Source organism: Tunturiibacter gelidiferens, assembly GCF_014201335.1.
GTDB classification, from domain to species: Bacteria; Acidobacteriota; Terriglobia; order Terriglobales; family Acidobacteriaceae; genus Edaphobacter; species Edaphobacter lichenicola_E.
Genome location: NZ_JACHEB010000006.1, coordinates 110,510 through 134,062, shown reverse-complemented (window position 1 = coordinate 134,062; position 23,553 = coordinate 110,510). Strand labels below are relative to the sequence as shown.

Annotated in this window: 21 protein-coding genes; 5 read left to right on the top strand and 16 right to left on the bottom strand. The window is 55.3% G+C overall.

Annotation, left to right across the window (positions count from 1 at the left end):
* Positions 1-10: 10 nt before the first annotated feature.
* The 12 genes from HDF14_RS13910 to HDF14_RS13855 form a co-directional block, all read right to left on the bottom strand.
* Complete coding sequence (locus HDF14_RS13910) at positions 11-442, bottom strand: hypothetical protein (protein WP_183977700.1); 432 nt, start codon at positions 440-442, stop codon at positions 11-13.
* Positions 443-1,081: 639 nt separating this feature from the next.
* Complete coding sequence (locus tag HDF14_RS13905; RefSeq protein WP_183977698.1) at positions 1,082-3,589, bottom strand: TonB-dependent receptor; 2,508 nt, start codon at positions 3,587-3,589, stop codon at positions 1,082-1,084.
* A 176-nt stretch (positions 3,590-3,765) separates the two neighbouring features.
* Positions 3,766-4,533: an acid phosphatase gene (locus HDF14_RS13900; protein ID WP_183977696.1), complete on the bottom strand. Its 768-nt coding sequence runs from the start codon at positions 4,531-4,533 to the stop codon at positions 3,766-3,768.
* 263 nt (positions 4,534-4,796) lie between these two features.
* Positions 4,797-6,224 (bottom strand): sensor histidine kinase, encoded by a 1,428-nt coding sequence (locus HDF14_RS13895; protein WP_183977694.1) that lies wholly within the window; start codon positions 6,222-6,224, stop codon positions 4,797-4,799.
* Between the two features lie 4 nt (positions 6,225-6,228).
* Positions 6,229-6,906: a response regulator transcription factor gene (locus HDF14_RS13890; protein WP_183977692.1), complete on the bottom strand. Its 678-nt coding sequence runs from the start codon at positions 6,904-6,906 to the stop codon at positions 6,229-6,231.
* Positions 6,907-6,927: 21 nt separating this feature from the next.
* The gene (locus HDF14_RS13885) at positions 6,928-7,371 is read right to left on the bottom strand and encodes a hypothetical protein (protein ID WP_183977690.1); all 444 of its coding nucleotides are present in this window, start codon (positions 7,369-7,371) and stop codon (positions 6,928-6,930) included.
* Positions 7,372-7,471: 100 nt separating this feature from the next.
* Entirely contained in the window at positions 7,472-8,560 is a 1,089-nt protein-coding gene (locus tag HDF14_RS13880; protein WP_183977688.1) for an efflux RND transporter periplasmic adaptor subunit, read from the bottom strand.
* Positions 8,547-11,693: an efflux RND transporter permease subunit gene (locus tag HDF14_RS13875; RefSeq protein WP_183977686.1), complete on the bottom strand. Its 3,147-nt coding sequence runs from the start codon at positions 11,691-11,693 to the stop codon at positions 8,547-8,549. Before HDF14_RS13875 ends, HDF14_RS13880 begins: the two co-directional genes overlap by 14 nt.
* Positions 11,694-11,711: 18 nt before the next feature.
* Positions 11,712-13,157 (bottom strand): TolC family protein, encoded by a 1,446-nt coding sequence (locus HDF14_RS13870; protein ID WP_183977684.1) that lies wholly within the window; start codon positions 13,155-13,157, stop codon positions 11,712-11,714.
* Positions 13,144-13,461, bottom strand: coding sequence for a PadR family transcriptional regulator (locus tag HDF14_RS13865; protein ID WP_183977682.1), 318 nt, complete (start codon positions 13,459-13,461; stop codon positions 13,144-13,146). The genes HDF14_RS13870 and HDF14_RS13865 overlap by 14 nt, the downstream gene beginning before the upstream one ends.
* 69 nt (positions 13,462-13,530) lie before the next feature.
* Positions 13,531-14,625 (bottom strand): ACR3 family arsenite efflux transporter, encoded by a 1,095-nt coding sequence (gene arsB, locus HDF14_RS13860; protein WP_183978045.1) that lies wholly within the window; start codon positions 14,623-14,625, stop codon positions 13,531-13,533.
* Between the two features lie 44 nt (positions 14,626-14,669).
* A complete protein-coding gene (locus HDF14_RS13855) occupies positions 14,670-15,089 on the bottom strand; it encodes an ArsR/SmtB family transcription factor (protein ID WP_183977680.1) in 420 nt (139 codons plus the stop codon).
* 75 nt (positions 15,090-15,164) lie between these two features.
* On the opposite strand from HDF14_RS13855, the gene arsM reads away from it, so the two are divergent.
* Together arsM and HDF14_RS13845 are read left to right on the top strand one after the other, a co-directional pair.
* Positions 15,165-16,067, top strand: coding sequence for an arsenite methyltransferase (gene arsM / locus HDF14_RS13850; RefSeq protein WP_183977678.1), 903 nt, complete (start codon positions 15,165-15,167; stop codon positions 16,065-16,067).
* Positions 16,068-16,094: 27 nt separating this feature from the next.
* A complete protein-coding gene (locus HDF14_RS13845; RefSeq protein WP_183977676.1) occupies positions 16,095-16,511 on the top strand; it encodes an arsenate reductase ArsC in 417 nt (138 codons plus the stop codon).
* A gap of 939 nt (positions 16,512-17,450) precedes the next feature.
* On the opposite strand, the gene HDF14_RS13840 is transcribed toward HDF14_RS13845, so the two are convergent.
* The gene (locus HDF14_RS13840; protein ID WP_183977674.1) at positions 17,451-18,920 is read right to left on the bottom strand and encodes an ATP-binding protein; all 1,470 of its coding nucleotides are present in this window, start codon (positions 18,918-18,920) and stop codon (positions 17,451-17,453) included.
* Positions 18,901-19,578, bottom strand: a complete 678-nt coding sequence (locus HDF14_RS13835; protein ID WP_183978044.1) for a response regulator — start codon at positions 19,576-19,578, stop codon at positions 18,901-18,903. Before HDF14_RS13835 ends, HDF14_RS13840 begins: the two co-directional genes overlap by 20 nt.
* A 634-nt stretch (positions 19,579-20,212) precedes the next feature.
* Here HDF14_RS13835 and HDF14_RS13830 point away from each other — a divergent pair.
* The 3 genes from HDF14_RS13830 (at position 20,213) to HDF14_RS13820 (ending at position 22,719) form a co-directional block, all read left to right on the top strand.
* Positions 20,213-21,274, top strand: coding sequence for a type III polyketide synthase (locus tag HDF14_RS13830; RefSeq protein ID WP_183977672.1), 1,062 nt, complete (start codon positions 20,213-20,215; stop codon positions 21,272-21,274).
* Positions 21,264-21,977 (top strand): methyltransferase domain-containing protein, encoded by a 714-nt coding sequence (locus HDF14_RS13825; protein ID WP_183977670.1) that lies wholly within the window; start codon positions 21,264-21,266, stop codon positions 21,975-21,977. The genes HDF14_RS13830 and HDF14_RS13825 overlap by 11 nt, the downstream gene beginning before the upstream one ends.
* Positions 21,978-22,083: 106 nt before the next feature.
* Complete coding sequence (locus HDF14_RS13820; protein WP_183977668.1) at positions 22,084-22,719, top strand: DUF2306 domain-containing protein; 636 nt, start codon at positions 22,084-22,086, stop codon at positions 22,717-22,719.
* A 91-nt stretch (positions 22,720-22,810) separates the two neighbouring features.
* Here HDF14_RS13820 and HDF14_RS13815 read toward each other — a convergent pair whose 3' ends face one another.
* Together HDF14_RS13815 and HDF14_RS13810 are read right to left on the bottom strand one after the other, a co-directional pair.
* The gene (locus HDF14_RS13815; RefSeq protein ID WP_183977666.1) at positions 22,811-23,170 is read right to left on the bottom strand and encodes a hypothetical protein; all 360 of its coding nucleotides are present in this window, start codon (positions 23,168-23,170) and stop codon (positions 22,811-22,813) included.
* A gap of 35 nt (positions 23,171-23,205) precedes the next feature.
* On the bottom strand, positions 23,206-23,475 hold the full coding sequence (locus HDF14_RS13810; protein ID WP_183977664.1) for a hypothetical protein: 270 nt from the start codon (positions 23,473-23,475) through the stop codon (positions 23,206-23,208).
* Positions 23,476-23,553 lie beyond the last annotated feature (78 nt).

Here is a 23,553-nt window from a genome sequence, read left to right as displayed (position 1 = left end):
TACCGTTATCTCACTGTTGCTTGAGGAATCCTCCTTTCCGTGGCGGCGGTGCAACCAGACGATAGATGGGTGCTCCGTCGCTAGCGACGCCGGTCACAAGAGGAATCGTCGAACCGTCCGCTAGAGTGATGCTCGTAAAGCGAACGACAGGAGTCTTAAAGGGAGTGAAGTCTCCGCGGAGTCGGGCAGTGATGCAGCGCGAGTTATTGGAATGCAAGCCTACCACGGTCCCTGAAATTGGTGTTTTCGCTGGAAGCACCTCCACGTTATCAACATAAATTGGGTAGATAAGCTCTGCGTCGATCGACTGGCCGACCCGCATGTGGAGATGATCTTCAATCTGTACTGGAAAGGGTGTACCCGCAGGGACGGTAACATTTTGGGCAACGCCGATTGTGGCAAACAACACCAAACTGCACCATGGGAGTCTTCGCAAATCCATACTTTATTGTGAACTCAGAGACTTAACTGAACATTAAGAGGCTCGAATTTACTAAGATTCGGATCGAATAACCCTTGCCCAACAAATTTGGCAGCCGCCCAACAATTCGGCAACGTAAGCTTCAACCTTCAGGCGCATTTAAAAATTGCACGTCATTATCCTGTTTGTGGTCTCAGAAGGCCAAAGGAGGTAAAACGACATGAGAAGAGATTTGTCACTGTTTGCTCTCGCGCTTTTGACTTGCGACCTCTCTCTGATCGGGTTTGGGCAAGGAACGACATTGAGCCGCCCAGAGCTTCAGCCTGCCGCTGAGAAGACACCCCAAGCTCAATCCGAGGGAGCTGTCATCAAAAGATTCGTCACGGAGCGAGAAAACAGAAAGACTACTTATGACGCCGAAATGATGGTGGATGGCCATGCGAAAGACATCCAGGTCGCAGAGGACAGAAGCTGCTTCATCACTAGCAAAACAGAAACCTGCCAAGGGTAGAGAGGATGAAATGAACCGAAGAAACTTTCTTCCTGGATCGCATTCGGGTCCAGGTGTGCGAAGTGTTGGCTTCCCCCATTCCAGATAACTCTCAATTTGGGAGCCAGGCCGTGTCGATGAAAGCACCAGCACGGCCTGACTGGGTGCGATTAGTTGTGGCGGCCTGGGAACATCCCCAATTTGAAGCTGACAACAAAACTGCGTCCTGAGGTCAGGTTGAGCTCATCCAGCTGCGAGACGGCAGTGGTCGCAAGGTATGCCGACGTGCCCACAGGCGTTGGACTGTTGAAGGGAAAGATATCGGTGATGTTTTCGCTGTTGAAGAGGTTATTGATGCTGAAACTGATCTTCGACCCGTCGAAGAACGATTCCTTCCGGATGGTGTAGTTCAGGAAGAGATTGACGTTGTTGTAAGGTGCAACATAGGCCTGATTGTGAAACGCGCCGTTGTCGTTGTAGTAGCCGCCGACGCGCTTCTCGATGAGGCCCAAATCCATTCCATGCGCCTGATAGGTCAGGCCCAGGCCCTGGGTGTAAGCAGGCGTGTCAGCCACATTGAGACCGGAGGGAACGCCGGTTCCGGTGTAGTTGGCCTTCCCTACGGTTCCATTGGCATAGACGTTGAAGCCATAGCCCAGCGAGGCATTGGCCTCCGCCTCGAAACCTTGCGTGAAGGAGTCCGGGCCGAGAAAGTACTCGTTGAGGTCAAACCCCGGATTGTTGGGGTTGGCCACTTGGAATGGTATGTAGTTGTTCTGGAATTTCACATGAAAGTAATCCGCGTCCAGGGTCACGCGGTTCAGCTTTACGACCGTGCCGAACTGATACGTGCTCGTCAGCTGCGGGGTAGGGATTTTGGGGACTTCCTTGCCGCCGCCTGTGACGTCGAAGACGCTGGTCGGAGGAATTTCGTCGCCCTTGCCATATTGGCCGTAGACTGACCAGTTACTTGCCAGCCGGAAGTTTGCTGACGCTGAAGGCAAGTTGACCCCCGAACTACCGGAGGACGTGGTGAAAGGCGCGCCATTGAGATTCCCCACGACCTTGCCGTTGTCGGCAAACTGCTTGAAGTCCAGGGTGTAGATGGCGTACTTATCACCAACGGTGACGGTCAGTTTCTGCGTCGCATGCCATTGAAACTCGGCGTACGGGTTATAGGAGTTAGTCCAGTAATTCTCGTGGAAGTTGGGCACGGACTGGTCCTGGCGGGTGAGAGGATCCGAAGGGATCTGAAAGCGATTGCTAGTAGCCCACTCATACCAGAGACCGGCGCGGAAGACGCCATACTTCGAACTCTGGCTGACTGTCGAAGTCTCGCCATACTTGCGATAGCTGTTGAGTTTGTCGATTGCGCAAGGTGCCCTCGTACCGTTCGCGTCATTCACGGCAATGGAGCAGTTGGCCTCGGTGATCCATCCGCTGGTGCCGTTGGGACCGATAGCAAGGCCGGTCGTATCGTTCGGGTTGTCGTTGGCATAGTACTGCGCGTTGTTATAGCTGTAGGTGTAGGGCTTCACATCCACCTGCCAGCCGTGGTTGAGCGAGGAGCGAATGCCGACATACTCGAAGTCCGTCGGGACCGTGTTACGGTTGTACGCCTGGTAAAACGCGCTGGTGGGGTCGTTGTTCTGCATCAGGTAGTTCCAGCCGTACACGTTAATCTGGGCGCGGTAGGCGGAGACGTTGGGCGCATTGCCGAAGAGGCGCACGACACCGCTGTATCCGGTAATGGTGGTGCGATCCGACAGCTTGTAGAAGATCTTGATATCTCCGGCGTTGCGTTGCAGATAGTTCAAGGTCTGGAAGCCATCACTGGTTATGTGGTGCACATCCAGCGTGAAGCCGATGTTCTTGTGCGGGCCCAGCATGCCGGTGCTGTATTGCCCATCGACCAGCAGGGTGTTAAATGATCCGTACGAAACCTGGGACTGGATGGACTGCTCCGACGATACTTCCGGAGAGAGCAGATTGATGGAACCGCCAAAGGTCGCTTGCCCGATGGTCGATGCCGTACCGGGGCTGCGGTCGAAGTTGACGCCGCCGATCCACGGTCCGGGGAAGAACGACCAGGAGTGATGGGTGGGGTTGTTGCTGTCGTTGAAGGGAATGCCGTCCCAGGTGATGTTGTAATCGCCGTCTAGGAAGCCGCGAAAATACATGGTTCCTTGTCCGAGTCCCACACCGTTGGGGTTGTAGCTGATGGTGCCCGGGGCGATGTTGATAAGTTCGGAAAAATCGGTTGTGGCCGGCGTGAAGTTTCTGATGAACTCGGCGCTAATGTTGGATTGGACTGTTTCCGCGTCGAGCGAACCCTGCGAGAGTGCATGCTGGCTTGCAATGGAGTTGTTGGCCTGCACTTCGACACTTTGCGCAAGGCTGCCGATGGCAAGAGTTATAGAGATTTCGGCCGGGTGCGCCGAGGCTTGCACGTCTTCTTGGGTTGTTGAGGCAAACCCCTTTGCGTTCACGATGAGCGTGTAGCGCCCTGATGGAATGCCAATCATCGCAAAGTGCCCGGCGTTGTCGGCATTTGCCTGGGTAACCGCGCCGGTCGTCTGATTTTTCACGATGACGACCGCATCGCGGACGAGCGCCCCCTTCGAGTCAATAACCGTTCCGGAAATGGATGCCGAAGAATCCTGTTGCTGTGCGTACAAGTTGCAAGCCGATGAGAACAAATAGAATGCCGCGAAACACACAATCGCGAGCACGCGACTCAAGTAAGTTCTGTGATTCTGTTTCAATTGTTCCTCCCGTACAAATCTGTTCGATCTTCGAGCTGGATGTTGTTTGCGGATCACGCGTCTGATTACTCAACAGGGAAGTCAAAGCTTCAGGTGTGAGGCGTCGTCAGCGGCAGTCCAAGATGTTGTCGCGTCTCTACCCGCGCAGCCGCAAGCTCTTTCTGAAAGCGCGGATTTGCCAGCATGTAGCCGAACATGACGTAAGCGATATCGCGGCTTGCCTCGACGTCACTCGCATAATGAACCCCGCAGACGAGACGGTTGTGAGCGTAGTCGTCGGCTCGCTGAAGGATCTGCTCTTTCTTCTCAGGCACCATCTGCACCAGCGTGAACGCAAGCAGATAGCCTGAGAGTGTGTGCCCACTGGGATACGAGTTCGGCTCTTTGCTCAGTTCGCAGACCGGGTGAAGGCTGCTGTCGAATTGGAATGGGCGTGGACGATGGAAGGAGCTCTTCAGCAGCTTGCCTAAGACCGCCTCATCGTCGCGGATGTGAACGGAGAGAGAGGCCGTGAGAGGCAAAGCAGCTCCCGTAAAGTTCTTCTCGAAGACCAGCTTGAACAGGAAGATGTCTTCTTCCTGGTCGTCGGCCTGTGCTGCGGCAATCTGCTCCTGCGTTCGAGCCTTCTCGATGCTATGAATTTCGCTGAGTTCAGCTTTGGTTATCTCCGACGTCTGTGCCGGAGGCGGTGGAAGGATCAGAGTGAGATCGAGTAGGGTGGGATCGAGGAAGTAAGCGTTGTGTTGAATCGGTCTGTTGGATTTGTCCGCAGCAGAGGTGATCTGCTGCACTTGCCCGTGGAGAGTTACTGATGCAAAAAGGATCGTCAGCAGGGCTCTCAGTCTTTTGTGTCTCATCGTGAAACCGAGCGTAAGGTCGAACTATGAACGCACCACTTCATTTCTGTAACTAGGATGTTAAATGGCCGGCAAAACAGTGCCGATTTCCATTTTTTTGTTGATATTAAGGTTTACTTAAGGTCTATTTCAGCAATCTTAAGCCGGCTTCGACCTTATTTTTGGAGACGCGGCTGAAATCACTTTGTAACTAACTTAGATCTTTTGTAGAGTGTGCAGCGGTGCCCCCGCTCTGGCGAGCAGTCGCGTAGGGTTGAAGATCTTCAGGAGGCGAGGTGAGAACGCGGCTCAAGGGAGTGGAGGGTCGCGTCCACGGGGAATCTGATCTGAAATACAGACCCTCTCAACGGCGTGCTTTCGACGGTAAGCTCAGCGCCATGCGCGTCAGCGATCCACCGCCCAATGGACAAGCCAAGGCCGCTGCCTGCCTGAGACTTTCGTTCGCGGAGATCGGCTTGGTAAAAGCGGTCGAAGACGTGCTGACGTACATCTTCGGACATACCGATGCCGGTGTCGCGGACAGTGACGAGAACCTCTTTCGAAGTGAGGGAAACTTCGGCGCGGATCTCGCCGTGCTCGGGGGTATAGCGAATGGCATTATCAAGAAGAATGCCGAGTAGCCGTTGGAGGAGAAGCTCGTCGCCTTCGATATGAACGGGATCTTTGGGAAAATACCAGTCAAGTATGATGCCGCTTGATTCGGCGAGGTCTTCGACGCGTCGGCAGCCGCTCACGACGAGTTCGCAGAGATCGATCTTCTTAAAAGCCACTTCATGGACGAAATTGTCGCTCTGCGCCAAAGAGAGGAGTGCGTCGAGCAGTGTAGAGGCGGTCCGACACTCCGTAACAATCTTGTTGAGGTCATCGCGGTATTCGTCTTCTGAGCGGTGGCGATGCAGGGAGAGCTGGGCGGTTGCGAGAATGACCGTAATGGAAGTGCGCAGGTCATGGGAGGCGTCGGCGGAGAACTGGCTAAGGCGAGAGACAGCAGCTTCGAGGCGAGCGAGAAGCTGGTTCCAGACGACGGCGAGGTCTTGGATCTCGTCTTTTGCGGCAGGGACTGGAAGGCGATCGGAGAGGTTGCCGATGCCAATGCCCAGGGCCGCGCGCGTCATGCGGCCGACAGGCTTCATGGCGTGGCGGCTGAGGAAGTAGCCGCTGACGGAAGAGAGAAAGAGCAGGCCGGGCATAAGCAGCAGCAGGGCATTGCGATACTTCTCGAGAATGTCGGTCTCTTCTTCAAGGGAGCCGCCAACGTGGAGACGGACGAGGCGGCCGTCGAGGAGGATCATGTGGCACATGACCAACGCGGGCTGCTGTTCGAGGTCGACAGAGCTGAAGGTAGGCTCAGTGCAATCTTCTGATAGAGACAGCGGCCAGTCGATCGCTTTGCTGTCGAGAGGAAACAGGATGCTGCCGTCCGGATTGTAGATGTGGACCAGGTTGCCTTCGTGAGTGACGAGCGCATAATTACGAAGTTGCTCGTCAAGGGGTGCGACGCCGCCGTTGGCCTTGTTCTCCTTGAGCAGGCTAATCAAGCGGTCTTCGCGGCCTTGAAGGTGGGTTTTTTTTCCCTGCAGGAGAGCGTAGCGAAGTGCCGCAAACGACATAAGGCCAAAGAGTAGCAGGCCGGAAAGAGTCACCAGCAGGTAAAGCAGCATCAATTTGGCGCGGACCGAAAGGGAGCGCATCCGGTCAGTCCGCCACGAACAGGTAACCCGCGCCGTGGACGGTTCGGATGAGAGGGCGGTCCCTGTCGGACTGGTCTTCGAGCTTCACGCGCAGCCCGTGGATGTAGACATCAAGTGTATTTTCCTTGACGTCGGCTTCGTAGCCCCACCCAGCTTCGATAAGTTGTTCGCGCGACGTGATCAGGCCGCTGCGGCGCATGAGAGTCTCCAGCAGAGCAAACTGCTTGCGTGTCAGAGGGATCTCTTTTCCATGGCGAGCAGCGATGCGGCGAGTGTGATCGAGCGTAACGCCGCTGGCGCAGATCGCCGTTTGGTCAATCGTAGGAACACGCCGCGCGATAGCGCTGACGCGAGCGAGAAGGATCTCGAGAATAAACGGTTTGACGAGGTAGTCGTCAGCGCCGAGGTCGAAGGCATGAAGAATCTTGGGGACCGCGTCGACGGCAGTCAGCACCAGAATCGGCATCTTGCAGTGTCTGTCACGGATTCGCTTGAGAATCTGAAAGCCGTCCATCTCCGGCAGAAGGATGTCGAGCAGGGCGAGGTCGTGTTTGCCTGCGAGGATCATATCGGCGCCTTCGCGACCGTTATGGGAGAGAGAGACGCGGTGGCCGTCTTCTCGCAGGGCGCGTTCGACTAGATTGGCGATCCTCTTGTCGTCTTCAATGACCAGCACGTTCATTTCGAGCCCTTGCTTTCAAGGCTACAAAGTTATGTTGGTTTGCAATGTGAAAATCAGGTTACAGGGCAGAATAGGCTCGGTGCTGGCGGATATTCGATACGGTGTGTCTCTGCAGATTGCGTGTGCCTCGCCAAAAATGTTTTCTTCGGCCCAACAGAGATTCGCATCCTGCTTATCCTTGGGAACCTCACGCTCTTGCGCAGTCCATACGCAATGATATTCGGGCACAGAAGGCGGCGCAGCAGCGAGCATGCTTGCTCCCGTTGCCAACCCATCGTCGATCAGAACGGCGTCGTGGCCTTCGACCCGCATCGGAAGATGGCCGTCTCGATAGACTCGTTCACGGCGTTCGATATCCAGTTTTCGCGTTTTGCGACCGTTTTTGATGATTTCAGAGGAAATGTCCAAGTTGTGGACTAGCGATGAATTGATGACAACCGCGCCGCCGCTTGCGATAGCTCCCATGGCACGCTCTTGAGGTTGGGGTTGACCGAAAACTAATAGCAGAAGCGTTTTCGTAACTTATAGCGCGAGTGATTCTCTAGCGGCTGAGAAACTGGAGTTATCAACTAAGCGGCGCACCTTCGCGAATCTCATCGGAAGCCCTTTTGACGATCGATTGGCCAGCAAAGATTTCACCTCGGACGGGAACGTTATCCCCCATAGGCGGGCCCTTTCGCACATCAATCCAGTGGGCTCGACCATTAACCGACGCGATCACGAACGTTCGCTCAGTTGTGGTTACCACGCTAGTCGCGGGAACAAGGAGAAGATTCTCTCCAATACCTCCTACCGGCCAATCAACAGTTGGGTACATGCCAGGAGCCAGGCCTCCGTCTTTGTTGGACACATCCAGTTCAACCATCATGGCCCGGCTCTGCTGATCGAGAGCATTTGGAATTCGTGCGACTTTCGCTGAATAACTTTTTCCAGGATGTGCCGGAACATGGAAGACCGCCGATGTTCCCTTGACGATCGAGCCCGTATAGGTCTCCGGAACGGGCACAATCAATCTCAGATGCGCAACCTGCTGGAGTCTGAGCATCGGAGTATGACCGCCATCAATCAGCATTCCAGGATTCACGAATCGGTCGGTAATCATTCCATCGAACGGAGCGATCACTCGAAGATACGACTGCATTGCTTGGCTCGCTTGGAGACGTTCTTTCGCGGTTCGAACCGCGGCTCTTCGGCTATCGACTAATGCTTTCGCCGCATCCCGCTGCTTTTGGGCCTGCAACAGTTCATTTCCCGCTACGGCACCGGGAGTCTTAGCAGCCTCTTGCAGCTTCGTCGAGGTGCTTTCGGCTGCGGCTTCTTGAGCTTCGGCCTGAGCAGCTTCGGCTTCCGCCTGATGGAGGTTTGCCTCTGAAGCTGCCGTCTGCGAATTGATTTCTGGCGCGGAGAGCTGAACCAATAGCTGCCCCTTGTGGACCTGGCTGCCCCGATCAACTAGTACTTTCTCCACATATCCAGGAGCGCGGGCTTCAATATCAGTCTGCAAGAATGGCGCGAGCTCGGCCGTCAGAGGCACCGTTCGAGCGGATGGACGGCTCTCGACCTTTACCATCTCCACGTGCGCAAGACTCTGAGAGAAGGCTGAGAGGCAGCACACCAAAGGGAAGACAAGGCAGATGCGTTTATGGATGAACATAGTATCGGCTCGATGGATCTTCGGGATTGAGTGAATTTGAGGTGGTGGACGCTTTGCGTTGCAGCAACGCATAGATAGCCGGAAGCACCGTGAGGGTCGTCAATGTAGACAAGACAAGTCCTCCTATAACAGCCCTGGCAAGTGGAGCGGATTGAGCACTTCCTTCTCCAAAGCCAATTGCCATGGGAATCATGCCGCATATCATGGCGGTCGCTGTCATCAAAATTGCCCGAATGCGGCTCGTTGCTCCCGTCCGGGTTGCGGTTTCGACATCTTCATTCTGGTGCCTTGCCTGTTCTGCGAAGCTGACCAGGAGGATGGAGTTCGCGACCGAAATGCCGACTGCCATGATCGCTCCCATGAAGGACTGAATATTGAGAGTGGTTCCTGTGAAGCGCAGCATAAGAACCACACCGCAGAGGACACCTGGAATTGTCGACAGTATGGCGAGAGGAAGACGAAGAGATTGGAAGTTCGCCATGAGCAGCAAGAATATTGCGGCGATGGCCAAAAGGAGCCCTGTGCGCAGGCCCGATATTGTCTCTTCAAGAGCGGGTATTTGTCCTCGTACCGCAATGGTTGAACCCTTTGGAGGCGCTGGAAGGTTCTTCAAGAGTGCGGCGATGCGATTCCGAGCTTCGCCAAGAGGCATTCCGTGCAGGTTGGCAGTGACGCTGACGATCCGCTGCCCGCTCAAGCGTTCGATCATCTCGGGCATCGTCCCGTATTCGAGCTTGGCAACCTGATCAAGCTGCGGCTGAGATTGTCCATCGCGCATCAGCGGCAAGGTAGAAAGCGCGCCGAGACCTTGCATGCGGTTTGGGGGAAGTTGCACTTGAATCTGAAATGCGTTACCCGTCCTGGGATCGCGCCAGTAGTTGGGCGCTGTGAATCGAGACGAGCCTGTAGCCGGCGTCAGGGAGTTCGTCACGTCGGCCATCGTCAGACCGAACTGGCCAGCATAATCGCGGTTTACCGTCACCTCGACCGTGGGATAGAGGTGAGGCTGAACGATGGAAACGTCCCGCAGGAAGTCGAGCTTGCGAAGGTCGGTTTCCACTTTTGTGAGATACGAGTAGTCCTGATCGATATCTACGCCTTGAACGTCGATCTGAATGGGCGTGGGCGATCCGAAGCTCATAACCTGAGAAATGATGTCCCCTGCTTCGAATGCCACTGTGAGCTTCGGCATCTCTTTGTGAAACGCGGCGCGAAGATCCTCTCGTAGCTTCTCATCGTCGGGATGTCCAGGCCGGAGTTGGACCTGCACCAGAGCCTCTTCCGGGCCGCTTGTGAAGAGATGAATGAGATTGACTGGATAGCTTGATGGTTGAACGCCAACATAGTCGGAGGTGATCTCTACGTTATCCTTGCCCGCTGTCTTGCGGATCAGATCGAGAGCCTGCATCACCATAGGCTCTGTCTCTTCGATTCTCGTCCCAATGGGCGCCTTAAGCCGCATCCTTAGAACAGGTCCATTGGAATCCGGAAATATCTCACTTCCGATGCGAGGCGCGACCAAAACGAGAATGAGTGCGGTCACCGCAAAGTATCCGATGATGATGGGCCAACGGCGATCCAATATGACATTCAGATACCGTTCATAGCGTGTTCTCAACTTGCCGAAGCTGCCTTCTTTCTCTGCTCCCTTATGCGACTCCTTCATGATCCACGTGGCGAAGACCGGCACTAGACTGCTCGACAGAAAGTATGAGGCGACCATCGCGAAGCCCACGGCGAGAGACAACGGGACAAAGAGTTGTCGTCCCAGCCCGTTCATGAAAAAGGACGGAACAAACACTGCCAGCACGCAGAGCATCGAAAGGAGACGCGCCAGAACAGTGCGGCGGCAGGCTTCGAGAACCGCTCTTGCCCGAGAGACACCTGGAAGCAACTGCGTATGGATGTTTTCGACTTCGACCGTTGCCTCGTCCACGAGGACTCCAACCGCGAGTGCCAATCCACCCAGGGTCATGATGTTGATCGTCTGGCCTGTCGCCCACAAGAGGAGTACGGCAGTAAAGAGAGCGAACGGGATATTGGCCACGACAATCAGAGCCCCGCGCCAGTCTCTCAGAAATAACAGGACAACTAGTCCGGTAAGGATCGCGCCAAGCGCCGCTTCTCTGACTAGACCACTGATGGCATTCGATACGTAGCCGGACTGATCGAAGGCTAGCTGGACATCGACGTCATCTGGCATAACCTTTTTAAAGCTCGGGATTGCCGCCTTTACCGCCTGAATCACTGCCAGAGTGGATGCGTCCGAACGCTTTGTAACCGGGATATAGACCGTACGGTGACCATCGACGTGCGCGTAAGCCGTAACTATATCCGTACCATTTTCGATGGTTCCGATGTCGCGCAGATAAACGTTCGCTCCAGAGCGAGGATGGATCGGAGCACTCATCAAATCGTTGAGCTCCGGGCCTAGCGTCGAGTTTGTTCGAACGATGCGATTCAGAGTGCCATCGTAGAGATTGCCCGAGGGCGATACGACCGTACCGCTGGTTACCGCCGCGATCGCCTGTTCAGGAGAGACACCATATTGCTTGAGTTTGTCAGGATCGAGCGTGACAACGATAGTGCGCTGGTTCCCGCCAAAAGGGGGAGGCGCTGAGACGCCGGGGAGGGTCGCAAACAGCGGGCGTACCTGATTCAGAGCGATATTTTGCAGCTCGCCTTGCGTGTGACTGTTGCTTGTAAACAGGAGAAGACCAACGGCAACACTTCCAGGATCGAAACGCGTGATGAAGGGTGGGACTGTACCAGCCGGCATAAAGGCGCGCGCGCGATTTACATAGCCGACTGTCTCAGCCATCGCCTGCTGCATGTTCGTTCCTTCGCGGAAGGTCAGTTTCATCAGAGCTGCGCTTTGAACACTCTTGCTATCCACCGACTGAATGCCTGTGATGTAGAGGAAGTGATACTCGTAGTAGTACGTGAGGAATCCTTCCATCTGCGCGGGCGTCATGCCGCCGTAGGGCTGGGCGACGTAGATCACAGGATTGCCAACCTCTGGGAAGATGTCCATGCGCATCCTCCCGACCGCAATAAAGAATCCAGCGATGATCGCAATCAACGCGACGATCACGGTGAGAGGACGACTCAGAGCTGCAAGGACTAAACGCATGTCAAATGATCACCTGAACTACTGAGCTGCCTGAAGAAAGGGCTGAAGATCGCCACGTACTGACTGCAATTGAAGAAATGCACGCCAGACGTTCAAGCGTGCAATCGAATCATCCATCTCTGCCTGCACTACAAGCCGCTGCGCCTGTGCCATATCGTCGATTGACGTAAGGTCGGCCTTGTAACGAGCCGTGGCTTGAGCAAGAGCGGTTCGAGCGGCCTCGACCTGGATAGGAGTATTCTTCGCAACGCCGCGCATCGCCCGTAAGGCGGCTCGTGCTTGGCTGAACTGCTCCTGGAGCTGTCGGCCAACCAATGTCTCGCGAGATTGTTCGGCCTTCAACGTGGCCGCCTGCGAGGCTTCACGGGCGTGGATATTGGCAAAATCAAGAAAGCCAAAGGTAACGTTCAACCCGACCGCGTAGTTTCCTACGGTTGGAGCGAGGCCGTTGGCTCCGCTCAGGCGCTGTCCATTTGTCTCCGCGCCGGTGCCTCGGCCGTACCCTCCCGCTTCCAGATTGAACTGTGGCACCCAGCTTCGGTCTGTGGCGCGAAGTTCCGAAGCGGATTGTGAGACGGCCGCATGTTGCTGGAGCATCGCAGGGGTACTCTCGGGATGAAATGCTCCGTCATCTTCGACTGCCAGTGGGACCTCTCCAAGAAGATGTTCGGAGATAAGTGGTTCCGTTATGTCATCCGGCTTCGAGAGAAACTTCGCGAGAGTTGCCTCTCCCATTTCGACCGCTCCTGTGGCTAGAGCCAATTGAGTATTCGCAGCCGCCTTTTCCGCTTCAATCCGCGATTCGTCGGCGCCGGGACGCAACTCCGCAGCCGTGAGGGCGTGGATGCTTTTCCGTAGGATTTCCCAATTGTCGACGGCAACCTGAGCGGAATTCTGAGTCTGACGAGCCGCAACAACCGTTAGAAACGCGTCCGCCGCCGCACTTGAGACCTCAAGCTGGCTCCTTTGAACAGACGCATTCGCTCGGTCACGTGCTGCTGCGGCCGCTTCCACTTTGGCGTTCCGTAAACCGAAGTCGAATGGCTGCCAGTTGATCAGAAGCCCTGCAGCGCTCCCCCATACGGAGCCGGCATTGTTCGTGCCGATTACCGGCCCGGACATGCTGGGCAGCGTGTTCTGTGGAAACAGAGTGCCGAAGACGTTGTTTCGTGTAGCCCTGTTGATCTCAACGATCCCGTCGAGACGTGGAAGATAGGCAGTCCTTGCTAGCCGGATATTTGCCACAGCCGCGTTGAGATCCTGCTCAGAGACATGAATCGCAGGATAGTTCTGCTCGGCATCCTGAACGACTTGAACGATCGTGAGAGCAGGTGTCACAGCGGGAGTAGCTGTGACCGACGATTGCGCTAAGGCAACGGTAGAGCCACTCGCTGCGAGGAGGCAGCCGACAACGATCCCTCGAATTCTGCGGACATCTCGCGTGAATGGGCTATTTGCCTTCAATCAACTCTCCAAAAAGCTCGCGGACCCGGAGCTTTGCTGTCTTGAGCGCGCGCCGACCGGAAGCCGTGATCTTGTAAAGGCGGCGAATACTCCTACCAGACCGCTCTTCCTCTGATTTGAGATATCCGCGCTTTTCTAAACCGTGGAGGATCGGGTAGAGAGTTCCTGGGCTGATCTTGTATCCATGCCGGGCAAGCTCCTCCGACATTCCCGCCCCAAAAATGGCTTCGTGTTCCGCATGATGAAGAATGTGAAGACGAATCATGCCGGAGTACAGATCGCGGTTGTCGGGATCGTTCTTCATTATCGAACCTCGTTATCGAGATACGATATCAGAAGAAACATTAAGCTGGGATGAAGCCTCGTCAAGCTCTTAGGCCCCGCCGAATTTAGGGGCATGCTCTACCGGTCGGCCTACAAGGCCCACGGACTCTGAGCTGAAATACCGACGCCTTAGCCAAAATGCAACGTTCACCAAACCAATCAGGGCCGGAACTTCAACCAGTGGTCCTATCACGCCCACGAATGCTTCCCCTGAATTGAGTCCAAACACGGCCACCGATACTGCGATTGCCAGCTCGAAATTGTTGCCAGCAGCGGTAAAGGATAACGTTGCCGTCTGCGCGTAGTCGGCACCCAGCTTTCGGCCCATCCAGAAGCTCACGAGGAACATCACCAGAAAATAGACCACAAGCGGTACGGCGACGCGCAGCACATCGAAGGGCAATCTCACGATCAGGTCACCCTTGAGACTGAACATGACAAGAATGGTGAACAGAAGCGCGACAAGCGTAATGGGGCTGATGCGCGGAATGAAGCGGGTCCGATACCACTCCTCACCCTTGGCTAGCAGCAGCACGAAGCGGGTAAGCATCCCGGCGAGGAACGGTATGCCCAGATATATAAAGACACTCTTGGAGATTTGCCCGATGCCAATATTGACCACAGCTCCTTTGAACCCGAACCATTTCGGCAAGACCGTGATGAATACCCAGGCATAGATGCTGTAGAAGATGACCTGGAAGACGCTGTTCATGGCAACGAGTCCTGCGACATAATCGCTGTCGCCTTCGGCAAGCTCATTCCATACCAGAACCATTGCAATACACCGCGCGAGGCCAATGAGAATCAGCCCGCGCATGTATGCGGGCTCACCGCGAAGAAAGAGGATGGCCAATAGGAACATCAGTACCGGGCCAATGACCCAATTCTGCAAGAGCGATACTCCAAGAACACGATGGTTACGAAAGACCTCGCCCAGCTTTTCGTAGCGTACTTTTGCTAACGGGGGATACATCATGATGATGAGACCGATAGCGATAGGAATGTTCGTCGTCCCGGACTGAAAGCTGTTCACGAAAGTGGCCGAGCTAGGAATGAAATGCCCAAGACCAACGCCAATTGCCATCGCGAGAAAAATCCATAGAGTGAGAAAACGATCGAGGAAGGACAGCTTTTTGCGCGGCATCGGTGCGCATAATTGACCTTGCGTGTAAGGGATGCTGGACATATTCATCTCGTAGCGAAGATTGCGGACGTTTCGATAGGAGCCGGCAACGGCGCTCCCTGCAAGGTCACGAACTTTTCCAGCGCGCAGCAAGCTTTGCTGAGCTTTGCTCGGTCGGATTGCATGGCCTTTTCTTCTTTGAACCACTCCAGAATTTCGCGCAGGACCCTTGCGGCGCCTTCGTTCGGTGGCATGACGATCCTATAGTGCATCCATTTGCCGTCACGCCGGGTAGTCACGATGCCAACGTTACGCAGGTAGGCTAGGTGTCTCGAAATCTTTGGCTGCGGTTGATCCAGTATCTCCACGAAATAGCAGACGCAAATCTCCTGGTCGCCCATGAGATTCAAGAGCCGTAACCGGGTATTGTCGCCAAGTGCCTGAAAGAATCGCTCGATATTGAAGGGTTTCTGTCTTGCTGCCATGATCCGATTATATTTGCATTGACGGATGTGTCCAGCAGGAATATATTCTTTTTGACAGATATGTAGGAGGAGCTCATGACAGAACAGGTGCTCGATGCGGTGCGCTCAAAGTACGCGGCAGTCGCGGAAAGTGAACTTTCCACCAATCATCATGGAGTAAAGGCGGTTGCAGAGGCTTTCGGCTACAGTGCGGAAGAGCTGACCTCGATTCCTGCCGAAGCCAACATGGGACTTTCGTGCGGGAACCCTACCGCAATCGCGTCCATACGTCCGGGCGAAGTGGTTGTCGATCTGGGATCAGGCGGAGGACTGGATGTGTTTCTTGCATCGAAGCTGGTCGGCCCGGAAGGTAAAGCCATCGGCGTCGACATGACACCGGAGATGATCGAACGCGCTCGGACGAACGCTCAGAGCGGCGGCTATACGAATGTCGAATTCTATCTGGGAACTATAGACCATCTTCCGCTTGCAGATGCTTCGGTCGATTGTGTCATCAGCAACTGCGTTATCAATCTCGCTCACGATAAACCCGCGGTCTTCCGCGAGATCGCACGCGTGCTCAAACCAGGTGGACGTTTGGCAGTCAGCGATATTGCGCTTAAAGGGGAACTGCCAGTGGAAGTTGCGCAGAGCATGGCGGCGTATGTAGGCTGTATCGCGGGAGCTATTAGGATTGAAGATTATCACCAGGGACTATTGGCTGCGGGTTTCGAGCACGTTCAAATCGTAGACAGTGGTGCCGATCTCAACGCGTATAAAAAAGTCGAGAACCAGAGCGGTTGCTGCTCACCGGCGATGACCGGGACGGAGGCAGCGTCCTGCTGTTCCGACGCTACTACATCTGCTCCCCTGCATGAGGACCTGGCAAAGCTCCTTTCCGAATACGATGTCAATTCTGCCGCGGCCAGCGTCAAGGTATATGCCATCAGGCCAGCTGGTGCGGACAAGAAGTGCTGTGGCCCAACTTGCTGCTCGTAAACCCAGTCAAAAGGACATTCATCAGGGATGCGTACATTCATTTTTGCCTGTGTCCACAACGCGGGTCGCTCTCAGATGTCGGCTGCGTTCTTCAACCGACTTGCCGATCCAGAGCTGGCGCACGCTATCTCTGTCGGAACTCAACCTGCCGAGTGTGTACATCCAGTAGTGGTGGACGCGATGCGCGAGGTGGGAATTGATCTCAGCAACGCCAAGCCGCAAAAGCTGACGGCAGAGCTGGCAAAGAATGCCAACATGCTCGTCACTATGGGATGTGGGGATGAATGTCCGTACGTTCCAGGTCTTCGACACAATGACTGGCCATTGCCTGATCCCAAAGGACAAGAGATCGAATCGGTACGACAGACCCGCGAAGAGATCAAGCGCCGTGTCTTGCAATTGATTGTGCAGGAGCAACTAAGCCGTGGCGTAACTGCGCCGTAGTAGCCGAGCCCTGCGGCAATGTTGCGCTGCCCGGCGGCGGTTCCGACGATGAAGCCGATCACCCCGAGCTGTTGCAGGCACCGCATTTTGGCCAAAGCCGTTGCCATCGTCGCGGTAACGGAGTCGAGGGCGAGGTTCTGACCGGCCGCCGAGCCGGCCCCTGTGAGCTATGCCTGGACGTTTTTTGCGTCGTTGGGGAGGACGAGGCGGGGAAGTCAAAATAAAGCGCCACGGCGCGGCCGAAGCGGAGGGCTGACTTGGCCTGAGTTACGGCTGCGATCATGGTCGCCCCCTTGGGGAACCGCGATAGAGTGGTCCGAGTTATATATCGGCTCGGCAACGGTAGCTTTGATCTCCTGTCCAGATTTGAGGTTGTGGAATTAAGTTGCCAAGATCGAATCTGTGGCGACTTGGCGCTGAATCGCGGTTGCCAGTTCGAAACAGCTTGATACTCGCAACCCTTGACCGTCGATTACAAAATTCTCAAATGAAGATGAATACTCCAGACCGAAGGAAGTTCATTTAACAGGTCTCCGCATGACATTTCTATCTACTGAAGACGAAATATAGAACACCTATCCTCCCAGAACGAAGAGGACGAGCGCTCCTATGACACAGAGCAAATAGCTAAATGGGTAGTCTTCATCATCGCTCAACGCATACCTCCTTAGGCATATCTGAGCATAAATAACACAGATGATATCGGCTCAAAATTGATGTCCGTTGCCACACATGAATCCTTCGATGAACAATTTGCCATCGGAAGGTCGCTAACTCATCGTGTCAGGTTCTTCTAACAACAATCCAGAAAGGCTGATAGGCGTGAGGTCAGCACGAGGCTGCCAACATCGCGGGAGAGCGAAGCGTAGCGCGATGATCGAATGCTCCCACTTGATCATATCGAGCGTCATGCAGATCTTATGCCAAACTCGCATGCGCCTACCTGTTGACCAATGTCAGAGAGTGCGGAGCATCAACCGTCTCTTCTGCAGCGCGAGGCCAGTTTATTGTCAGAAGAGCCCCTCCCTGTGGAGGGTTTGACGCCGTTACACTTCCTCCATGAGCGCGCACCACCGCTTCAACAAATGCAAGCCCCAACCCACGACCTTTCGAATCTCTTCCTTTCACCCGCTGCTCGAACATCTGGAGGCCGACCTCCGAGGCAAATCCCGGGCCATCATCCTCCACAGTCAAGATCACCGTGTTCTCACTTGCTCCAAGTCGTATGGAAACAGTGCATGCCGCGGGCAGATGATTGCATTCGTTATCGAGCAGGTTTGCGATTACTCGATGAAGAAGGGCAGCGTCTGCCAGGACCGTGACAGGACCGGCGCTGCGCAGATCCACCCGAAGTCCTTTCTCCGACATACATGGCTCGTACAGATCGAGCATGACTCGAAGCAGTTCATCGAGATCGACTTCCGTGCGGGACAACCTCAGCGCGTCAGCCCTTGCTTCCGCAACATCGAGCGAAGTATTTAGGAATTCCGTTAGTCGATCCAGTTCATCGATGGCCGAAACGATTGGTTCACTCTGCTCGACTTTTAGATCGCTCGACAAAACGATTTCCAGTTTCCCCCGAATCGCTGTCAAGGGGCTACGAAGATCGTGGGCAAGCGACTCCGTAATAGTGTGCAGCTGGTGCATTGAGCTTTCTATCCGGTCGAGCATGTGGTTGAGCGTTAACGCAAGATGCCCTACCTCGTCGTTGCGCTTGTTGGTTGGAACTCTACTGCTCAAGTCAGATTGTCCAATTCTGGATGCAGCCTCAGTGATCTCGCGGACATAATTGAGCATGCGTCGGGTAGCGTAGAAGACGATCGCAAAGCCAAACAAAACGATGAGCAGCCAAAGGCAGAGGAAGCGGAATCGGAGGTTCCTCAGCACACGCAATTCGTCTCGCTCCGAGAGTCCAAGGTAAATGTGGCTTCCATCCTCCATGCGCACCGACGCCACCCGAAAGGGGTGCTTGAATCCCTTGACATTCAAGTCGTAAGGCACATCGGAAACTGCCTTAAGTGCGCGAATGGCGGCTAAGTGCTGTGTCCCGTCACCCACACCAACCCAAAGTTTCAGATTACCGTCGTCTCCGGCCTGAAGAAAGAAGACCGAGTCGTTCTCATTGCCATTCGAGCGCAGTTTGTTTGGCACCTCTCTACTTGCAAGTTCCGCGACTTCTCTCACTACCCGGCCGTAGAGGCGGTCCTTTGGCGTTCGCCCGGCCACATCGCCGAGTACTGCCACCTCTCCGGTGAGCCACGCGTCGCTCCGACGCTGAATGTCGTTCGCTACGAAGCGATGGACCATTGCAAAAACCAGCATTGTTCCAATGGCAAAGGCTAGGGTTGCCCAGAGGGAGATACGCCATGCGGCACTGTGCATGATGGGATTAGCGGTCTTTGAGGACATAACCAATACCTCGTAAAGTCTTGATCAGCGGCTCGCGGCCTTCAACATCCACCTTGCCGCGCAATCGGTAGATATGGACGTCGACAACGTTAGTGTCCGGCTGAATTCGCATTCCCCATACCTCGGAGAGAAGCATGGATCGAGTGACAACTCTCCCGGCATGGCGACAAAGGTACTCTAAGAGCACAAACTCCTGTGGGCTTAGATTCAGAACTTCGCCGCCACGGGATGCTCTACGCCTAATGAAGTCGAGTTCCAGGTCGAGTACACGCAAACGTGAGGCTTCTTCGCTCGCAGCCAGGTTTCGTCTCAAGAGGTTGCGCAGCCGGGCCAGCAATTCGGCGAGAGCAAAGGGTTTGGTTAGGTAGTCGTCGCCACCTTGTTCCAGTCCCTTGACTCTGTCGTCGACTGATCTTCTGGCCGAAAGTATCAGGACGGGGCTGCTTACGCCAGATTGTCGAAGCTGAAGAATAAGGTCAATGCCATCTTGATCCGGAAGGCCAAGGTCGACGATCAGAACGTCATACTTCTTTCCGGACGCAAGTTGAGCGGCGGCTCGCCCATCCTTGGCGGCATCCACGTCGTAACCCGCATCAGTTAGCGATTGCTTGAGGAAACGCTGGATCTCGAGTTCGTCCTCCACGAGCAGGAGTTGCATGGAGTGATGGTAAGCCATTTTGATTCGCGATTCGCACACTTCAGGAGGCTGCAAGATGACGATTCGGTCATCTGAGTCACTCATCGATGGACGAATCGAGAAAGGCTAGACAAAGAACACGATAGCCGGAATAACGACCCCTAACGTAAAGGTGAGCAAAACGATCGATTTCCGGCACGCATACTCCCAACCCGCTGTGAGGCCCGCAAGTGCTGTGGCGGCAAGGAATCGATGCATGAAGCGATGGATTGGAGCTACGCTGCAAATGTCATTTCGGAGTATCGACCTCTCAATTTTTAAGCTCTGGCGGAGCGCCGAGTGTCGATTCCGAAGAACACTCGTGGTCGTGCATCTTGCCTCGCTCTTTCGCAACTTAGCATGTGGACGGACGAAATTCAGGGGCGCTCCGGTGATTGCGGCCTCCATGAACAAATCGTCATCCTATACCTTCCTGCAAAGTGCTATCAAAAGAACAAAGGTCTCGTCTCAATGACTAGGGGTTGTATCGAGAATACGGAGCCTGCTCTCTCAAGTAGTCGACTGTCGCTGGATCGTCATCTCTTCGTGGTCCAGCTTCCCCAACGCACAAACGCGACATTTAATCTCGATTATCCGGGCTGAGGACATATTCCGCTTGACTACGGCTTACCTGAACCGCATCGCTACTGCCGTACCAGAGCACGATGTACATGACACCTTCGTCGTCTTTGCAGAGAAGATGCTCGCCGACCCGCGGCTACGTACGGTCTTCCGCCGCATGGTGAGCCGCGCCGACATCGCCCATCGCTATTCGTTCCTCGATCCGCAGAAAGGTTCCGGCCAATTCTCGCCGCATAACGCGAATGAGTTTTATCGGCTAGGTGACTTTCCCAACACGACGCGGCGTATGGAACTGTTTGAGCAGAGCGCTCCTGTGCTGATGAAGAAGGCCGTAGATCGGCTTGCGCTCAATGAGAAGGAACGCTCCGGTATTACGCATGTACTGGTAACCTGCTGCACGGGGCTCTATGCGCCGGGGCTGGACTTTGAGATCGTCGACCACCTCGGGCTTTCGGCGGATGTGGAGCGCACGATGGTTGGATTCATGGGATGCTATGCCGCGATCAATGCGCTGAAGCTGGCGCGGCACATAGTGCGCTCAGATCCGAAGGCGGGTATTCTGATGGTCAACCTGGAGCTGTGTACGCTGCACTTCCAGGAAACGCAGGAGCTGGAGCAGGTGCTCTCCTTTCTGGTGTTTGCCGATGGTGCAGCGGCGAGCCTAATTACTGCTCGCGAGCAGGGTCTCGCGCTGGACAGCTTCAAGGCGGTAATGGTGGCGAAGACACGTGGGCTTATTACCTGGAAGATTCGCGGGCTAGGTTTCGACATGCTGCTCTCCGGGCGGGTGCCGGCAGAGTTGGGCCGCGCGCTGCATGAAGGCGAACTGATGGCGGAGCGCGACGGCATCGATCTGTGGGCGGTGCATCCCGGCGGACGGTCGATTCTGGATGCGGTAGAGAAGGGGCTGGAACTGCCGACGGATGCGCTGGCAGCGTCGCGCGAAGTGCTATCGTGCTTCGGCAATATGTCTTCGGCGACAGTGATGTTTGTGTTGCAGCGAATAATGCAACAAGCGCGCCCGGGGCAGCGTGGGTGTGCGATGTCGTTTGGGCCGGGCCTAACAGCGGAGACGATGCGCTTCCATGGGGTCTAATGCACAGATCGACTTCAGTCGGCGGGCCTCTCCGCGTGAGTTGCCGGAGCTCATGGATGGTGACTGTAGTTATGAAGACTTCCGTGACTGCCTGCGCAGTCTGGAAACGGTCAATCGTTGGCTGCTGGGTTATCGGCCGACGCTGGCTTGGCTGGAGCGGTTGCCGCATGGATCGCGTGATCCGGTACACATCGTCGATGTGGGCAGTGGCGGCGGTGATCTACTGCGGCAGATTTCAGGCTGGGCACGGAGACGGGGCATTGCTGTGAAGTTAACAGGGATCGACTTGAATCCTTATGCTGCGCGTGCCGCAGCGGAGTCCACGCCAAAGGAGCTCGGAATCGAATGGGTGACCGGCGATGCTCTGGAGTATCGACCGAAGAAGCCGGTCGATATCGTCGTGAGCTCGCTGCTGGCACATCATCTGGAGAACGAGGAGATCGTCGCGTTGCTGAAGTGGATGGAAGCGTCCGTGCAGGTAGGTTGGTTTATCAATGATTTGGAACGGGCGGAGTGGAATAGTCGGATGTTTGGGTGGGTGCGTTGGCACTGGCTTGTGCGGCATGATGGGCCGGTGTCGTTCCGGAGGGCCTTCCGGAAGGAGGATTGGGTACGCCTGCTCGCTACGGCTGAGGTCCCGCGAGAGGCGATGGCTGTGGAGAAGTGGCGGCCGGGACGGTTGTGCGTGGGGCGGTGGAAATGAGATCCGTGATTTTGAAGCGTCTCGTTAGGCTAAGAGATATGAAGCCTCTCGGCCCAGTCGGCCTCATGGCTCATCTCGTCACGTCTAACGATCTGAGGGGCGAATAATGCCAATCTCCACTTTGATAGCGCCCACCTCCGCCCGTTCCAGATTCAAGACAATTCTCTGGGTCTCGCTTGGTCTCACCGTACTCTTCGTCTTCATTACCTCAGAGCTGCTCCTGATCACCGACTATCCGATGTACCACGGCTACCGTCTGCAGGTCATTGCCGACCGCCATCTCCTCATCCCGCATACACTCGCCGGAATCTTCGCTCTTCTGATCGGCCCCGTCAACTTCTCCTCGCGGATCCGACAGCGTCACCTTAAGCTCCATCGCATCCTCGGCCGCATCTACGTCATTTCCGTGTTTGTTGGTTCCTTCACGGGGATCGCTCTCGCTGCTGGTCGCCCGGGTCTTCCCGGAACCTCCATGCAGGCCGCCGCCTGGATGGTCTGCACCACGGCCGCCTTCATTACCGCGCGCAACCGCCAAATCACACAGCACCGCCAATGGATGGCGCGCTCCTATGCAGTTACCTTTACCTTCGTCTCCAGCCGGGTGCTCAACCTCTGGCCGCGTTACTGGAGCCACCTGGGCGACGTGTTATCCGCAGTCGGCGTGATTGCCTTCACACTTGCCTCGCTACTGATCGTGGACCTCGGCCTCAACTGGCATGAACTCACCACCCGACGTGACTGATCGCTGGCCAGGAGGCCATGGGATCTTCAGACCAATGTCATAAAGCCAGGCGATCCACATCTCGCCCTCGTGAACTGGGTTTGCAGGTGTCCTATTTCTCGAAGCTGATTCCTTCAAGATCCGAGCTGACCAGAGGGCCGTAACCACCTAGTTGTCCGACTATCCTCATTACGGCAGGCTCCTGACCGTCCAAAACCCATACCATCACATCTTTGGGCTGCAGGCCGATCAGCTGCGCGATCACGCCCACGATACCGCCCAACTCGGGATGGATGCGAAACGGCGCCGCATTTTGCCGCAGATTCAGCAGCAAGGTTCCAACGAATCCATTCGCCAGATCATCCGACACGGCGATGTGGTGGCTCTCGACTTGTATCTTCCCACTCTTGTCCTCCGTGCGGCTGGTTGCTATGCCCGTCGCAGCTTCTACTGTAAAGTCGACCGGCTTCACGAAGAACGGCCCATTCTGTATGTGATGGTTGCGTACTAACCGAAATGTGCCCTGCTGCCTACACGTCGTCGTCTCGTCGTCAATCGACCCACTACAAAGTGATAGGTCAGGCGCATCGTCACTTCATCGCCCTGCACGACCTGCGAAAACTCTCCACTGGCGATGATTTTTCCAGCCTCGGAGCGCGCCACCATAAACCGATGCATCGGGCGTTGAATATGTCTTACTGAAATTGGTTCAGCCGGCGCTGCGGTGCCCAACGTTATCGCCCAAAAAGCGGCTACCAGGAAATCGTTTCGCCTCATCAATACCTCGTCCTAACACCTTAGACGCCTTACGATACCCTGCGAACCCCGCATCATTTCACGTCGACATGTGCATCC

What these genes read in the sequence shown, in the direction of transcription:
- HDF14_RS13910 (WP_183977700.1), bottom strand. Translation starts at nt 442, where the DNA reads ATGGATTTGCGAAGACTCCCATGGTGCAGTTTGGTGTTGTTTGCCACA.
- HDF14_RS13900 (WP_183977696.1), bottom strand. Translation starts at nt 4,533, where the DNA reads ATGAGACACAAAAGACTGAGAGCCCTGCTGACGATCCTTTTTGCATCA.
- HDF14_RS13895 (WP_183977694.1), bottom strand. Translation starts at nt 6,224, where the DNA reads ATGCGCTCCCTTTCGGTCCGCGCCAAATTGATGCTGCTTTACCTGCTG.
- HDF14_RS13890 (WP_183977692.1), bottom strand. Translation starts at nt 6,906, where the DNA reads ATGAACGTGCTGGTCATTGAAGACGACAAGAGGATCGCCAATCTAGTC.
- HDF14_RS13885 (WP_183977690.1), bottom strand. Translation starts at nt 7,371, where the DNA reads ATGGGAGCTATCGCAAGCGGCGGCGCGGTTGTCATCAATTCATCGCTA.
- HDF14_RS13880 (WP_183977688.1), bottom strand. Translation starts at nt 8,560, where the DNA reads ATGTTCATCCATAAACGCATCTGCCTTGTCTTCCCTTTGGTGTGCTGC.
- HDF14_RS13875 (WP_183977686.1), bottom strand. Translation starts at nt 11,693, where the DNA reads ATGCGTTTAGTCCTTGCAGCTCTGAGTCGTCCTCTCACCGTGATCGTC.
- HDF14_RS13865 (WP_183977682.1), bottom strand. Translation starts at nt 13,461, where the DNA reads ATGAAGAACGATCCCGACAACCGCGATCTGTACTCCGGCATGATTCGT.
- arsB (WP_183978045.1), bottom strand. Translation starts at nt 14,625, where the DNA reads ATGCCGCGCAAAAAGCTGTCCTTCCTCGATCGTTTTCTCACTCTATGG.
- HDF14_RS13855 (WP_183977680.1), bottom strand. Translation starts at nt 15,089, where the DNA reads ATGGCAGCAAGACAGAAACCCTTCAATATCGAGCGATTCTTTCAGGCA.
- arsM (WP_183977678.1), top strand. Translation starts at nt 15,165, where the DNA reads ATGACAGAACAGGTGCTCGATGCGGTGCGCTCAAAGTACGCGGCAGTC.
- HDF14_RS13845 (WP_183977676.1), top strand. Translation starts at nt 16,095, where the DNA reads ATGCGTACATTCATTTTTGCCTGTGTCCACAACGCGGGTCGCTCTCAG.
- HDF14_RS13840 (WP_183977674.1), bottom strand. Translation starts at nt 18,920, where the DNA reads ATGTCCTCAAAGACCGCTAATCCCATCATGCACAGTGCCGCATGGCGT.
- HDF14_RS13835 (WP_183978044.1), bottom strand. Translation starts at nt 19,578, where the DNA reads ATGCAACTCCTGCTCGTGGAGGACGAACTCGAGATCCAGCGTTTCCTC.
- HDF14_RS13825 (WP_183977670.1), top strand. Translation starts at nt 21,264, where the DNA reads ATGGGGTCTAATGCACAGATCGACTTCAGTCGGCGGGCCTCTCCGCGT.
- HDF14_RS13820 (WP_183977668.1), top strand. Translation starts at nt 22,084, where the DNA reads ATGCCAATCTCCACTTTGATAGCGCCCACCTCCGCCCGTTCCAGATTC.
- HDF14_RS13810 (WP_183977664.1), bottom strand. Translation starts at nt 23,475, where the DNA reads ATGAGGCGAAACGATTTCCTGGTAGCCGCTTTTTGGGCGATAACGTTG.